This window comes from Pseudomonas sp. MWU16-30317 (genome assembly GCF_020515695.1).
In the GTDB taxonomy this organism is placed as follows: Bacteria; Pseudomonadota; Gammaproteobacteria; order Pseudomonadales; family Pseudomonadaceae; genus Aquipseudomonas.
The window spans coordinates 187270-199183 of record NZ_JAIWJA010000007.1 but is presented as its reverse complement, the minus strand read 5'-3'; the positions used below and the strand labels follow the sequence as shown (position 1 = coordinate 199183).

Here is an 11914-nt window from a genome sequence, read left to right as displayed (position 1 = left end):
TGTTTAATGGGCGCCCTTCACGGGCTTGAGGCGGCTTGAAATGGCTTTGATCGTACAAAAATTTGGCGGCACCTCGGTGGGCTCGATCGAGCGCATCGAACAGGTGGCCGACAAGGTCAAGAAATTCCGCGAAGCGGGCAATGACCTGGTGATCGTGCTGTCGGCAATGAGCGGCGAAACCAACCGCCTGATCGATCTGGCCAAACAGATCAGTGATCAGCCGGTGACCCGCGAACTCGACGTGATCATCTCCACCGGCGAGCAGGTGACCATCGCCTTGCTGGCCATGGCGCTGATCAAGCGTGGCGTGCCGGCGGTATCCTATACCGGCGCACAGGTGCGCATCCTCACCGACAGCGCGCACAGCAAGGCGCGCATCCTGCAGATCGACGATCAGAAGATCCGCAACGACCTCAAGGAAGGTCGCGTGGTTGTTGTCGCCGGTTTCCAGGGCGTCGACGAGCACGGCAACATCACCACCCTCGGGCGGGGCGGTTCGGACACTACCGGCGTGGCCCTGGCGGCAGCGCTCAAGGCGGACGAATGCCAGATCTACACTGACGTCGACGGCGTCTACACCACCGATCCACGCGTGGTGTCCCAGGCTCAGCGCCTGGACAAGATCACCTTCGAGGAAATGCTCGAGATGGCCAGTCTGGGCTCCAAGGTCCTGCAGATTCGGGCCGTAGAGTTCGCTGGCAAGTACAACGTTCCGCTGCGCGTTCTGCACAGCTTCAAGGAGGGTCCGGGTACCCTCATTACCATTGATGAAGAGGAAACCATGGAGCAGCCGATCATTTCCGGCATCGCTTTCAACCGCGATGAAGCCAAGCTGACCATCCGTGGCGTGCCAGACACCCCCGGCGTGGCCTTCAAGATTCTCGGGCCGATCAGCGGCGCCAATATCGAAGTCGACATGATCGTGCAGAATGTCGCGCACGATAACACCACCGACTTCACCTTCACCGTGCACCGCAACGATTACCAGGCGGCGCTGCAGGTGCTGGAAAACACCGCTGTGGAGCTCGCTGCACGCAAGGTGGTGGGCGATACCAAGATCGCCAAGGTCTCGATCGTCGGCGTCGGCATGCGCTCCCACGCCGGTGTGGCCAGCCGCATGTTCGAAGCCCTGGCCAAGGACAACATCAACATCCAGATGATCTCGACGTCGGAGATCAAGGTGTCGGTGGTGATCGAAGAGAAGTACCTGGAGCTGGCTGTGCGCGCCTTGCACACCGCTTTCGAGCTGGATGCTCCCCGCCAGGGCGAGTAAGCCTTGAAGTGTCCAAGGGCGCGGTCTGACCGCGCCCTTCGTCTATCTGTCGTTCGTGAATGTGATGTGAGGAGAAAGGTATGCTGATTCTGACCCGTCGGTGTGCAGAAACGCTGGTAGTCGGGGATGGAGAAATCACTGTGACCGTGCTCGGCGTCAAGGGCAATCAGGTGCGAATTGGCGTCAATGCGCCCAAGGAAGTCTCGGTTCATCGCGAGGAAATCTACCGACGAATCCAGAACGAGAAGGACCCGGAACCAAGTCTTTAATTTTTATCGATTTTTATGTTTGCAAAGCGGAAGAAAGCTGGTTAATATACGCCCCGTGTTGCGGAGAGCTGGCCGAGTGGCCGAAGGCGCTCCCCTGCTAAGGGAGTACACCTCAAAAGGGTGTCGGGGGTTCGAATCCCCCGTTCTCCGCCATTATTTGCGTAGTACGTTGTAATCTGGCTTTATCGGTAAGTTGTTGAAATTACTAGAAAAAAGCGATTGACACACAGATTTGACGGCCTATAATGCGCGGCAACAAATGCACTCGTAGCTCAGCTGGATAGAGTACTCGGCTACGAACCGAGCGGTCACAGGTTCGAATCCTGTCGAGTGCACCATTTAAGAGGTTGTTTCAGTCCTGTTATCAGGATGTCGAACCAGCTTCTGCTTCAACCAGAGGTGATCTGGTCTACCAAGCGCCACCTGCACTCGTAGCTCAGCTGGATAGAGTACTCGGCTACGAACCGAGCGGTCACAGGTTCGAATCCTGTCGAGTGCACCATAAAACAGAAAGCCCGCTTTTAAAGCGGGCTTTTTGCCGTCTGGCGTTTGGGTTTTTATCCCCAGGTCACCGCTCTCGCTACAGGGTTAGCGATTGGGCAGATATTTCTGCGGCGCCTTCTTACGCTTGGTTTTCGCCTCTTCCTTTTTCGCCGCTGGTTTTTTCTCGATTGTCTTATCCGTTGGCACATGGGGTTGAATGCGACGTGCTGCACTGTCGTCAGCTTTGCTCGGAGTGCGCGCTACCTTGGGTGTGAAGCTCTTCACCGGGGTGCGCGGCGGCTGGGCAGTGGTGCTGCGCCTCGGTGGCTGCTGCGCCATCAGAGCATGCCCGGCAGGGCAGTTGGACGCTGTGTAGGTGATTTCGCCATCGGGACCCTGGCAGTGTTGTACCCACTGCGCTGAAGCGCTGAGCGGCAAGCTGCAAAGGGCGATACAGGCAGACAACGCGAGAGCCAGGCAGGTAGGTGAGGGCACGGCAACGATCCTCCTTGATCGGGTACCACTTACAGCCTAGTGAAACGTCAGTCCCCTGGCGCGGTCAGTTCTTTACCGGATGCTTCGCCGGATGGCGCTGTTCACCGGACGCCGAGATTTATATTGCAACCAATTGTTATGGCCTGATTTTTTTGCTCTCAAAATTTTACAAGGTGTGTATCATTGCGCCCGTCAGCCCCGCCGGGGCTTGTGGACTACCTCCATGGACTTACCCAGTAGTTACTTACTAAAGCGTTATCACAATCACGAAACGACTGATTGATCTCCTGGCGTGCTCCACTGCTGGGAGTGGAGTATGCCTATGACCGAATACGAAGCAAAAAAATCACAGGAAAGCCTGCAGGATCGCCTCGCTCAAGTGACCGAGCTTCTGCATCGCCAGCGTGTGGTTGAAGACCTGACGCACCGCCAGGAAGGCGCGCATCAGGAATTGGTAAAAGATCTCGTTCATCGCCAGAACGTTGTCGAGCTGCAACGCAAACTCGATGACCTGCACTCCGCCGACGTTGCTTATATCCTCGAAGCCTTGCCCCTGGAAGATCGCCTGGAGATCTGGCAGCTGGTCAAGGTCGAGCGCGACGGCGACATTCTGTTGGAAGTGTCCGACTCCGTTCGGGAGACCCTGATCGCCGATATGGACGATCACGAGATTCTCGCCGCAGCCCGTGAGATGGACCCCGACGAACTCGCTGATCTCGCACCTGAACTGCCGCGCGACGTCGTTCACGAATTGATGGAAACCCTCGATGCCCAACAGCGTGAACGCGTGCGTTCGGCGTTGAGCTATGACGAGGATCAAGTCGGCGCACTGATGGACTTCGAGATGGTCACCATCCGTGAAGACGTCAGCCTCGAAGTGGTACTGCGTTACCTGCGTCGACTCAAGGAGCTGCCGGGCCATACCGACAAGCTCTTTGTGGTCGATCAGGAAGGCGTGCTCAAAGGCGTGTTGCCAATCAAGCGCTTGCTCGTCAACGATCCTGACAAGCAGGTGGTCGACGTCATGGCCAGCGACCCGGTCAGCTTCCATCCGGACGACGAATCCTATAGTGCCGCCCAGGCCTTCGAGCGCTACGATTTGATTTCCGCGCCGGTCGTGGATAAGGGTGGTCGCCTTATCGGTCGATTGACCATCGACGAGATGGTCGACGTGATCCGTGAAGAGGGCGAGAGCGAAATGCTCAACATGGCCGGTCTGCGCGAAGAGGAAGATATCTTCGCATCGGTCTGGCGTTCGCTGCGCAACCGTTGGTCGTGGTTGGCCGTCAATCTGGTTACCGCGTTCATCGCCTCCCGGGTCATCGGCCTCTTCGAAGGCTCGATCGAGAAGCTCGTGGCCCTGGCGGCATTGATGCCGATCGTTGCCGGTATCGGCGGCAACTCCGGCAACCAGACGATCACCATGATCGTGCGGGCCATGGCGCTGGACCAGATCACTCCCGCCAGCACCAAGCGGTTATTGCGCAAGGAAGTCACGGTCTCGTTGTGCAACGGCATTATCTGGGGGGGAGTGATCGGTGTGGTCGCCTACCTGCTTTACGGCAGCTGGTCGCTCGGAGTGGTGATGACCGCTGCCATGACCCTCAATCTGCTGTTGGCGGCGACCATGGGCGTGGTCATTCCGATGGGGCTGGAAAAGTTCGGACGTGACCCGGCCATGGGCTCGAGTGTGATGATCACCGCGGTCACCGACAGTGGGGGGTTCTTCATCTTCCTGGGCCTGGCGACCTTGTTCCTGATGTAACCCCTCGTCACAACAATTCTAGCGCCCACAAAAAAGCCAGCATTCAAGCTGGCTTTTTTGTGGCGGTCGAATCAGTCCGCGTCGGCAGACATCTCGGCGTCGTGCGCAATCAGCGCAACCAATGCATTCTGTTGACGGTGGGAGAGTTGACGGAATCGCTGAAGCAGTTCGCGCTCGTGCAGCGACAGCTCGGGGCTGTCCAGGCGCATGCTCAACTCATCGCCCAAGGCGCCTTCCTGAATGAGGCTTTGCTCGAGACGTGCAATGATTTCCGAGTTCATGCTGCGGTGGTGATTACGAGCTACTTCAGCAATGCGCTCGCGCATTCCGTCGGGTAAGCGAACGACGAATTTGTCAGCGGTGCGGCTTGAGTAAATAGCCTGTTTCATTGGGCGCATATAGTTGACCGATTTAGTTCAGGGGAGCGGTTCTCGAAAAATTAGCCGCAAGCTGGGGTTACGACAGCCTTTTAGACTAATTGTTCAACCCGAATTGTTTAAGAGGCGGCTATCATGCCTCAACCGTGCCTCAAGGTCGCCATTTCCTTGGCGCCAATTCTGTGACAAATATTGACCTGAATAACGGCGTTATGCCAGTACCATTTGTAAAAAATGTGCACTGGTTCTGAAACTGCATACCGTTACCGCTCATCCACCAGCACTACATAGCCGTTGCGGGGTGGTCCAGACCACAGCGCGACTGCGCGACCTTGGATAACACCCCTTCAGTGAGCATAGTGGCATTTAGACTATTTGCTACGATTGGCCCCAAGAGGCAGACGAAATGCAAGCTAGACTGATTTACTTGATGGGACCCTCCGGCGCCGGCAAGGACAGCGTGATCGATGCGGCCAGGGGCCGCTTGGCGACCATCCCCGTCGATGTCGTACGTCGGGTGATTACTCGTTCAGCAGAGTCCATCGGCGAACAGGCGCTAGGCGTCAGTGACGAGCGCTTTGCCGCCATGCAGCATGCCGGGGATTTTGCCATGAATTGGCGGGCAAATGGCCACGATTATGGTATCCCTGAAGACATAAATCTCTGGCTGGCTCAGGGGCGTCACGTCTTGATCAACGGTTCGCGAGATTATCTGCCAGAAGCTCAGCGCCGGTATCCCGACCTTCTCCCTGTACTTGTCAGTGTCAGCAGCGACGTGTTGCGCCAGCGTCTACTGCTGCGGGGGCGGGAGAGCCTTGAGGAAATCGAGCGGCGGCTGCAGCGTAACGAGCGGCTACGCACCGAGGCGCAGCAATGGCAGGGGCGCGGGGCTGCGCAGGTTCTGGATAATTCAGGCACTCTGGAGCAGGCAGTCGCGGATTTGATGGCGCTCCTGAGTCGCCACGGGATCAGCGCAGCAGGGGGTCGAACTTGATTCGCCGGCCCTTGATCAGCGCCAACAGAAATAGCACCGCAAACAGCACCGCCGCGGCCCCCATTGCCTGACTCGCTGCGCTTGCGGTCAGCGGCAGGAGCATGGCAGCGCTGAAGCTGGCAAGTGCCGCTAGCAACAGCAGCAGGGCAGATTTGGACATGATGTCTTTCCTCGATCAGAAGGTGAAGCGTTCGGGGCTATGCGCTGGCACTGGTTGTTCGTTGCTGTCGATCGCCGAGCGATCCGAGGCCAGAAACGCCGCCTGACCCTGCCGAGCATTCATCACCGCCCATTGCGCTACCGGATGCGCCACCAGTTGCTCGGTCTGCACATTGATCAGCGCCGGGTCCTGAGCGTTCGAGTGCGCATGCACTTGAAAGGACACCAGTGCGACTACCGCCAGGGCGTTGAGAATGTAGAGGGCTGTGTTCATGGGGAGCGATCTCCTTGGCGGCAAGGTGGTCTGAAGACTTTTATTGAACTTATACAGAGCATGCTTCATGCCAAGCCTTTGATGTCTTTTTTATCCTTTAAAATCAGTAACTTATGAAAATTCTGAGAGTGCTGCGGCCTGCATTCTGCAATATGCACGATGGATTGCATTGCAATTTGCATGATGACCTTGAAGGGGCCGTGCCCAAGCGCTGTCCAGCCTCGAAATAAATGGGGTGTAACGGACGGTGTGTAGGAGATCTCCTACAAGCAAAAAAGACGCGAGGCGCATGACAAAGTGATCGTTCGCCGGTACCATGCACGCCGTCCGTCGCGTCGTGCGCCATGCTCGACCTGTCAGCGCTTTGCGTCCTTCGCTTTGCGTCCTTGTAGTTCAACGGATAGAACGGGGCCCTCCTAAGGCTCAGATGCAGGTTCGATTCCTGCCGGGGACACATCCTTCTCAGCGCCCACCATAGCGCGAAGCTCAACTGGCGCATCTGTCGTCGACCTGCTCAAGCTGCTCGATATCGACAGTAGTCTTAAAGCCCGTAAGACACTGGCGATGAACTGCACTATTCCGGCTCCAAGGATGACTCTGCTCAGATGCGTATCTGGCAGCACTGCGCCGTCTTGAAAAAACGTGCCGAAAACGGGGGCATGGTGCCGGCTGAGTTTCCGGACTGAGACGGACCAGAAGCCACCGCTTCAACCACCGGTGCACAAGGACCGGTACCACTGCGCATAAGGCGTGTTGTGGACCTTATACCGGTTGAAATCCGGGCTGCCGTCCTGCCACCACACCGGGCCTCGTTCACCCAGTGCCACCTTGGCCTTCTGCACGAGCGCGCGAGCAGCTTGCATGTCGACGGCAAGCCCCGACGCTTTCGCGGCCTTCACCGCGCGTCGAGCCGTCATCAACTCCTGGACCAGACGCTGGCGCTCAGCTTCATCCAATGCCGGGTTGGTGCACCGCCAGAGTTGATCCTTGACTACAAAGTAACGGCCATCCGGGGTAGTGGGATGCATAGCATTTGGCCCTGTCATTTCAAACAGCCTTAGAATCATGGGACCCGTCATTCACCAAAAAGGCACACCTCATGATCGACCATCTTGACCATCTGGTACTGACCACCATCAACGTCGAAGCCTGCAAGGATTTCTACACCCGCATCCTCGGCATGCGCGCCGAATCCTTTGGTCAGGGTCGCTTGGCGTTCCACTTTGGCGAGCAGAAGATCAACGTCCACGTGCGCGGCCACGAGATCGATCCCAAGGCGCATCTACCAGTGCCGGGCGCTCTGGACCTGTGCTTTATCGCCAGCATCGCGCTGGAACAGGTAATCGAGCAGTTGAACGAGCACAACTGGCCGATCCTCGAAGGCCCTGTTCCTCGCACGGGGGCCACTGGCCCGATTCGTTCGGTGTATGTGCGTGATCCGGATCTGAATCTGATCGAGATTGCTGAGAAAACGCTTTAATCAACGCAGGCCAGCAGCCACTTCTTGAGCACATCTACCGGGTGATACCGATCACGCTGGTGCCCATATCACCCGACTGTATGGCCACCGAAGCATGCCGCGACGCTTCGGTTTTTATCTTCCTGAACGGCACCTGTCGCCCTCGCGGATTTCTGACACGGTGTTCACCGTCCCCCATACACTCCTACCCCATATTCGCGCATCAATCTGCTAGCCCTCGTCGTTTTCGACGGCGTTGCCATGGATGGAAATCACCCCAGTTTGCCCCTATCACTTTTGCGAGACCGGCGCCTTGGCAATCCTCCCCACACTGGCAGTAGCGAACAAGTCTCAGTGGATCACCAGCGTCTGGATCACACGGGCGATTTTCATCCTGGGGCTGGCAATGGTGGCCGGGGCCGTGACGCTCTATCGGATGTGGCCGTTATCACCGCTCAATCTGAGCACCGCGAGCCCGGCGGTACGCGCTGATCTGCTGGCGCGCTGGAAGGCCGGCAACGTCATCGTGCTGATTCGCCACGGCGAGCGCTGCGATTATTCCACCCATCCGTGCATGGGCTCGGCCGACGGCATCACCTGGATCGGCAACGATGTCGCCGAGCGCGTCGGCGTGCAGCTTGCCAATCTCGGCGTGCACGATGCCGATATCTTCACCAGCCCCTTGCCGCGCACCACGCAGACGGCGCAGGCGCTCTTTCATCAGGCGATCACGGAGAGGGATTGGGTAGTGCGCTGTGACGCCAACATGACTGCTGATATCAAGGCGCACAAGGTGGCGGGCCGCAACATGCTGCTGGTGACCCACAGCGGATGTATCCGCCGCGTCGATGCACGGCTGGGCTTGCCCCATGCTCGGGAGGCCGAATACGCCAGCGCGTTGTTCCTGACCATCGGCACCAACGGCAAGGTCAAACTGTTGGGCAATCTAGACCCTGACGATTGGGCGCGGATGTCGAATACCCCTGCGGCCCCGGGTAATTGAAGCCGCAGGTTGGCCGACTTACAGCAAATGCCGCTGCACGGCTTCGTCCAGCGTACTGCGGGCCAAGGCTTGCACCACTTCGCGGGTATCCTGCTGGAACGGCAGGCCGACGATCAGCAGTAGCTGCATCCAGGTGCGCACCGACTCGGTTTTGCGGATGCGCCCCAGCTCCTTGCCATCCTTGTCCTTGAACACGGTATCGAGGGTAAACACGTTCTTGGCCGTGGACGGGATGATAAAGAACGTCGCCCCGGTAATGATCGCCGAGGCGACGTTGTACTGCTCGTTGTTGTACAGCGTGGCTTCGACATACAGATCCGAGGCGACCTTGTCGGTGCTGACCTGGGCAAACCGCCCGGACTGGCGCAGGGTATCGGCGACGGCAGCGTCAGCCAGGGCCGCCGGCGCGCCACCCGCAGCATTGGGCTGGCCGCCGTTGACCTGATACATCGAGGTGGTACGCACGAACGCCGTGGGTTTTTTCAGCGGGGTATTCGCGGCGAGCGGCCAGGTCTGTACGGCAGGCAGTTGGTGTTCCGAATAGGAGACGCAGCCACTGAGCAGTACGGCGCTGATCACCAGGCCGTGCTTGATCGCTTTCAACATGTCATTTCCCCGCGGCTGGCTGATTGGCCAACTTGGCTGTCGCGGTATCGAGCAGTTGTGATACCAACAGGTTCAACTGTTTGGCGCCCATGATCGGCGCCCAGTATTCACGTCCGTACAGACCGACATTGTGTTCGAACTTGATCTCGTCCTTTGCCGCTGCCAGTTCGTGGCCGTCACGGTCGACCACCACCAGGTCGCCCGCGACATCGAAGCTGTCGACGTAGATCGGACCATTGACCCAGATCCAGATAGTCAGTGTCAGGAGCGCACCCGGGATATACGCAGGATGCGGGGCGCGATGGCCCTTGAGCGAGGTCATGTTGAATTTCAGCAGTACGTCGTTATCGCCCAGGCGCGTCGGGAACTCGCTGACTTGTTTGAAGTAGCCGGCGGTCTGCACGTACTGGTTGAGCTGCGCGGTGAGCGAGCGGCCGATGGCGGTGCTTGTCGCTTCGTCGATACCGGGCGCAGACACCACCACATCGGCGACTTGCGCGGTTCGCGGGCTGGTAATCGGCGCGGGATGGGGCGGCGCGCCCAATGGGCCAGTGACGTTGTAGGAAACACAGCCTGCCATCGACAGCGCGGCGAGCAAGGCGGTGGCCTTGAAGATCGTTCTCAACACAAAATATCCCTTTCAAATGGATGGAGCAGGGAAAAGTGTCGACAGCGGTCAGCAGAACTTGAGGAAAATAGTGTCGATTTCGTCGCGATTCAGGCAGGGTGGGCAGCCTGTGTTGGTCGCGTGCTCACTGTCCCGCTGCACGCGCCTGAGATTGGGCCGTTGCGCCCATCAACAATCGATTCCCTCTGGAGAGGTCTAGAAAATGGATGCACCCGATGTTCTGGTCCTGCAAGCGAGCTACAGCAACCCTCTGCATGCCAAGTCGCTCGGCTTTTTGCTCGATCAATATGCCCGTGATGTCATGGGCGGCGGGGCTGGCGTGTCACTCGACGTGCAGGAGCACCTGGCGATCGAATTGAGCAAGCGGCCGCATGCCTTCAGCGTGCTGGCGTTCGTGGCCGGTGAGCCGGTGGGCATGGTCAACTGTTTCGAGGGGTTTTCGACGTTCGCCTGCCGGCCGTTGGTCAACATTCACGATGTAGTGGTGCTGGAAGATTTTCGAGGCCAGGGCATTTCTCAGAAGATGCTCACCGAAGTCGAAAAAATCGCCCGTCAGCGAGGCTGCTGCAAGCTGACGCTGGAAGTTCTCGAAGGCAATACCGCAGCCCAGGCGGCGTATCGCAAGCTTGGCTACGCCGGGTATGAACTGGATCCGGCGATGGGCCGGGCGATGTTTTGGCAAAAAGCGTTGTAGCAGATTGTTGATCTGATCGATGCGCTTGTGATCAGCAAACAACCGAGCTTCAGGAAGCCTGCTCGGCTTCTTCACGCTTGAGGATCGCCTTCACGCGGCCTTCGATGGACTGGCGCTCTTCCTGAGTCAGGACCCCGCGATCCCACAGCTCCATCGCTGCAGAAAGAATCCAGCCATGATAGAAGGCCTTGGACAGGTCGCGTTCCTCGACTGCCAGAGCTTCCAGCAAGGCTTCGAGTTGCAAGAGTTTGCGCGCCTTGATGGCTTCGGGCGTTTCGGTGGTCATCGGATTTCCATTTGCTGAGTGAATGCTCGAAGGGAGCGTCGGCTCCCTTTTCGCGGACATCATATTACGCAGAACCGACGCTCTGCGACCGGCAATGCCCGACTAATTGCCATCCGCCACCTTGCGCTCGATCTCGGCAGTCTTCTGCTCAAGCGTTTCGACGTCCTGCTCCTTGGCCTGATTGGAGGTTGGGGTGATGATTTCGTCTACCGCGCGTGTGTCCTCGTCATCGTCTTTGATATCGCGCTCGACCACATTCACTGGTTTGCCAGAGGTATCAGTGGGCGGGGCGTCGGTCTGATGGGTTTTGAAGCTGTCGTCAGTGCTCATGGGAGTATCCTCGGTGGGTCTGATCATTGGATGAACTCAGGGCGCCGTAGTTCGAGAATTCTTCATGAGAGCACCGTGCGCAAAACAGTTGAGCAGCGCGCGGGACGCCTGCGAGTGTCCGTAGCCGATGCAGTGGCGGTGCCGGCAATCAGCGCGGTTGCTGTTTTGGAGTCTGATTTTCGGTGGTCGGCATCTGCGCGGCAGCCTTGCCGATATTGAGCCATGCATCTTGCAGGGCCATTAACAAAAGAGAGATAGCCATAGCGGCCTCCTTGCGGTTTTGCGGGAAGGGGTTGAGTGAAGGCAATGATGCCCGCGCACGCCTGCCAATCAAAACGAACGCCGATGATGACGATTATCGATTGCGCTGATAATTGCCCCGAGCGAGGAAGTGCAATCCCACGTCAAGCTGTAAAAAGGTGGCCCATCATCACTGCCATCGATACCTGTAATTCATGCAAATCTCATGATTCTTTGCACCTCCCGGGCGTACGCTGGTCACAACCTTGAATACTTCGGCGTAGGGAGCCTTGTGATGACCAACGTGACTCTGAGTGTTTCGTTCCCTGAGTTCGGCAGAAATTACTTTGCCCAGAACGTAGTGATGCGTAGCCGCGCACCCCTGATCGAGGACGATCGTTTCGATGTGTTTCTGATTCCTGCAGCTGAGAGACATTTCAGCAATGGTGTGGTCGGTTTCCACGATCAGTTTCGCTTCCTCAGCGATGTGCTCGACGCACATATGACCCAAACCGAGACTGCTGACTCGGCCCGGCAGGCCCAGCGTCCGGCACAGAGTCAGCGCCTGTAGAAGGCTGC

At 57.9% G+C, this 11914-nt stretch carries 18 protein-coding genes and 4 tRNA genes; 13 read left to right on the top strand and 9 right to left on the bottom strand.

Going from position 1 to position 11914, the window contains the following annotated elements; translation table 11 throughout:
* Nucleotides 1-40 precede the first annotated feature (40 nt).
* The 5 genes from LIX93_RS20175 to LIX93_RS20155 all read left to right on the top strand — a co-directional run bounded on the left by LIX93_RS20175 (nt 41) and on the right by LIX93_RS20155 (nt 2044).
* Nucleotides 41-1273: an aspartate kinase gene (locus tag LIX93_RS20175; protein WP_226505825.1), complete on the top strand. Its 1233-nt coding sequence runs from the start codon at nt 41-43 to the stop codon at nt 1271-1273.
* Nucleotides 1274-1353: 80 nt separating this feature from the next.
* Nucleotides 1354-1542 carry a carbon storage regulator CsrA gene (gene csrA, locus LIX93_RS20170; protein ID WP_226505824.1) on the top strand — a complete coding sequence of 63 codons (189 nt, stop codon included), beginning with the start codon at nt 1354-1356 and terminating at the stop codon, nt 1540-1542.
* 62 nt (nt 1543-1604) lie between these two features.
* A tRNA-Ser gene (locus tag LIX93_RS20165) sits at nt 1605-1695 on the top strand.
* Between the two features lie 108 nt (nt 1696-1803).
* Nucleotides 1804-1880: transfer RNA gene (locus tag LIX93_RS20160), tRNA-Arg, on the top strand.
* An 87-nt stretch (nt 1881-1967) separates the two neighbouring features.
* A tRNA-Arg gene (locus LIX93_RS20155) sits at nt 1968-2044 on the top strand.
* Nucleotides 2045-2130: 86 nt separating this feature from the next.
* On the opposite strand, the gene LIX93_RS20150 is transcribed toward LIX93_RS20155, so the two are convergent.
* Entirely contained in the window at nt 2131-2364 is a 234-nt protein-coding gene (locus LIX93_RS20150) for a hypothetical protein (protein WP_226505823.1), read from the bottom strand.
* A 478-nt stretch (nt 2365-2842) separates the two neighbouring features.
* Here LIX93_RS20150 and mgtE point away from each other — a divergent pair, with 478 nt between their 5' ends.
* On the top strand, nt 2843-4285 hold the full coding sequence (gene mgtE / locus LIX93_RS20145) for a magnesium transporter (RefSeq protein ID WP_226505822.1): 1443 nt from the start codon (nt 2843-2845) through the stop codon (nt 4283-4285).
* A gap of 71 nt (nt 4286-4356) precedes the next feature.
* Here mgtE and LIX93_RS20140 read toward each other — a convergent pair whose 3' ends face one another.
* The gene (locus LIX93_RS20140; protein ID WP_226505821.1) at nt 4357-4683 is read right to left on the bottom strand and encodes an Arc family DNA-binding protein; all 327 of its coding nucleotides are present in this window, start codon (nt 4681-4683) and stop codon (nt 4357-4359) included.
* A 385-nt stretch (nt 4684-5068) separates the two neighbouring features.
* Here LIX93_RS20140 and phnN point away from each other — a divergent pair, with 385 nt between their 5' ends.
* Nucleotides 5069-5656, top strand: coding sequence for a phosphonate metabolism protein/1,5-bisphosphokinase (PRPP-forming) PhnN (gene phnN / locus LIX93_RS20135; protein ID WP_226505820.1), 588 nt, complete (start codon nt 5069-5071; stop codon nt 5654-5656).
* Here phnN and LIX93_RS20130 read toward each other — a convergent pair.
* Together LIX93_RS20130 and LIX93_RS20125 are read right to left on the bottom strand one after the other, a co-directional pair.
* Nucleotides 5631-5816: a PA3371 family protein gene (locus tag LIX93_RS20130; protein WP_226505819.1), complete on the bottom strand. Its 186-nt coding sequence runs from the start codon at nt 5814-5816 to the stop codon at nt 5631-5633. The genes phnN and LIX93_RS20130 overlap by 26 nt on opposite strands.
* Nucleotides 5817-5831: 15 nt before the next feature.
* Nucleotides 5832-6089 (bottom strand): hypothetical protein, encoded by a 258-nt coding sequence (locus tag LIX93_RS20125; RefSeq protein WP_226505818.1) that lies wholly within the window; start codon nt 6087-6089, stop codon nt 5832-5834.
* 382 nt (nt 6090-6471) lie between these two features.
* On the opposite strand from LIX93_RS20125, the gene LIX93_RS20120 reads away from it, so the two are divergent.
* Together LIX93_RS20120 and LIX93_RS29745 are read left to right on the top strand one after the other, a co-directional pair.
* Nucleotides 6472-6543 (top strand) — tRNA-Arg (locus tag LIX93_RS20120).
* Complete coding sequence (locus tag LIX93_RS29745; RefSeq protein ID WP_346015232.1) at nt 6528-6725, top strand: DUF3597 family protein; 198 nt, start codon at nt 6528-6530, stop codon at nt 6723-6725. The genes LIX93_RS20120 and LIX93_RS29745 overlap by 16 nt, the downstream gene beginning before the upstream one ends.
* 71 nt (nt 6726-6796) lie before the next feature.
* Here LIX93_RS29745 and LIX93_RS20110 read toward each other — a convergent pair whose 3' ends face one another.
* Nucleotides 6797-7117 carry a hypothetical protein gene (locus LIX93_RS20110; protein WP_226505817.1) on the bottom strand — a complete coding sequence of 107 codons (321 nt, stop codon included), beginning with the start codon at nt 7115-7117 and terminating at the stop codon, nt 6797-6799.
* 71 nt (nt 7118-7188) lie between these two features.
* Between LIX93_RS20110 and LIX93_RS20105 the strand changes: the two genes are divergently transcribed.
* Nucleotides 7189-7569: a VOC family protein gene (locus LIX93_RS20105; RefSeq protein ID WP_226505816.1), complete on the top strand. Its 381-nt coding sequence runs from the start codon at nt 7189-7191 to the stop codon at nt 7567-7569.
* A 244-nt stretch (nt 7570-7813) separates the two neighbouring features.
* Nucleotides 7814-8551, top strand: a complete 738-nt coding sequence (locus LIX93_RS20100) for a histidine phosphatase family protein (protein ID WP_226505815.1) — start codon at nt 7814-7816, stop codon at nt 8549-8551.
* Nucleotides 8552-8569: 18 nt separating this feature from the next.
* Here the strand turns inward: LIX93_RS20100 and LIX93_RS20095 are convergent, their stop codons facing one another.
* Together LIX93_RS20095 and LIX93_RS20090 are read right to left on the bottom strand one after the other, a co-directional pair.
* On the bottom strand, nt 8570-9157 hold the full coding sequence (locus LIX93_RS20095; protein ID WP_226505814.1) for a hypothetical protein: 588 nt from the start codon (nt 9155-9157) through the stop codon (nt 8570-8572).
* Between the two features lies 1 nt (nt 9158).
* On the bottom strand, nt 9159-9785 hold the full coding sequence (locus tag LIX93_RS20090; RefSeq protein ID WP_226505813.1) for a hypothetical protein: 627 nt from the start codon (nt 9783-9785) through the stop codon (nt 9159-9161).
* Nucleotides 9786-9987: 202 nt separating this feature from the next.
* Here LIX93_RS20090 and LIX93_RS20085 point away from each other — a divergent pair, with 202 nt between their 5' ends.
* A complete protein-coding gene (locus tag LIX93_RS20085; RefSeq protein WP_226505812.1) occupies nt 9988-10479 on the top strand; it encodes a GNAT family N-acetyltransferase in 492 nt (163 codons plus the stop codon).
* 49 nt (nt 10480-10528) lie between these two features.
* On the opposite strand, the gene LIX93_RS20080 is transcribed toward LIX93_RS20085, so the two are convergent.
* Both LIX93_RS20080 and LIX93_RS20075 read right to left on the bottom strand, forming a co-directional pair.
* Entirely contained in the window at nt 10529-10765 is a 237-nt protein-coding gene (locus LIX93_RS20080; RefSeq protein ID WP_226505811.1) for a hypothetical protein, read from the bottom strand.
* 102 nt (nt 10766-10867) lie between these two features.
* Nucleotides 10868-11095 (bottom strand): hypothetical protein, encoded by a 228-nt coding sequence (locus tag LIX93_RS20075; protein ID WP_226505810.1) that lies wholly within the window; start codon nt 11093-11095, stop codon nt 10868-10870.
* 532 nt (nt 11096-11627) lie between these two features.
* On the opposite strand from LIX93_RS20075, the gene LIX93_RS20070 reads away from it, so the two are divergent.
* Nucleotides 11628-11906 carry a hypothetical protein gene (locus LIX93_RS20070; protein WP_226505809.1) on the top strand — a complete coding sequence of 93 codons (279 nt, stop codon included), beginning with the start codon at nt 11628-11630 and terminating at the stop codon, nt 11904-11906.
* Nucleotides 11907-11914: the final 8 nt, after the last annotated feature.

What these genes read in the sequence shown, in the direction of transcription:
- LIX93_RS20175 (WP_226505825.1), top strand. Translation starts at nt 41, where the DNA reads ATGGCTTTGATCGTACAAAAATTTGGCGGCACCTCGGTGGGCTCGATC.
- csrA (WP_226505824.1), top strand. Translation starts at nt 1,354, where the DNA reads ATGCTGATTCTGACCCGTCGGTGTGCAGAAACGCTGGTAGTCGGGGAT.
- LIX93_RS20150 (WP_226505823.1), bottom strand. Translation starts at nt 2,364, where the DNA reads ATGGCGCAGCAGCCACCGAGGCGCAGCACCACTGCCCAGCCGCCGCGC.
- mgtE (WP_226505822.1), top strand. Translation starts at nt 2,843, where the DNA reads ATGACCGAATACGAAGCAAAAAAATCACAGGAAAGCCTGCAGGATCGC.
- LIX93_RS20140 (WP_226505821.1), bottom strand. Translation starts at nt 4,683, where the DNA reads ATGCGCCCAATGAAACAGGCTATTTACTCAAGCCGCACCGCTGACAAA.
- phnN (WP_226505820.1), top strand. Translation starts at nt 5,069, where the DNA reads ATGCAAGCTAGACTGATTTACTTGATGGGACCCTCCGGCGCCGGCAAG.
- LIX93_RS20130 (WP_226505819.1), bottom strand. Translation starts at nt 5,816, where the DNA reads ATGTCCAAATCTGCCCTGCTGCTGTTGCTAGCGGCACTTGCCAGCTTC.
- LIX93_RS20125 (WP_226505818.1), bottom strand. Translation starts at nt 6,089, where the DNA reads ATGAACACAGCCCTCTACATTCTCAACGCCCTGGCGGTAGTCGCACTG.
- LIX93_RS20110 (WP_226505817.1), bottom strand. Translation starts at nt 7,117, where the DNA reads ATGCATCCCACTACCCCGGATGGCCGTTACTTTGTAGTCAAGGATCAA.
- LIX93_RS20105 (WP_226505816.1), top strand. Translation starts at nt 7,189, where the DNA reads ATGATCGACCATCTTGACCATCTGGTACTGACCACCATCAACGTCGAA.
- LIX93_RS20100 (WP_226505815.1), top strand. Translation starts at nt 7,814, where the DNA reads ATGGAAATCACCCCAGTTTGCCCCTATCACTTTTGCGAGACCGGCGCC.
- LIX93_RS20095 (WP_226505814.1), bottom strand. Translation starts at nt 9,157, where the DNA reads ATGTTGAAAGCGATCAAGCACGGCCTGGTGATCAGCGCCGTACTGCTC.
- LIX93_RS20085 (WP_226505812.1), top strand. Translation starts at nt 9,988, where the DNA reads ATGGATGCACCCGATGTTCTGGTCCTGCAAGCGAGCTACAGCAACCCT.
- LIX93_RS20080 (WP_226505811.1), bottom strand. Translation starts at nt 10,765, where the DNA reads ATGACCACCGAAACGCCCGAAGCCATCAAGGCGCGCAAACTCTTGCAA.
- LIX93_RS20075 (WP_226505810.1), bottom strand. Translation starts at nt 11,095, where the DNA reads ATGAGCACTGACGACAGCTTCAAAACCCATCAGACCGACGCCCCGCCC.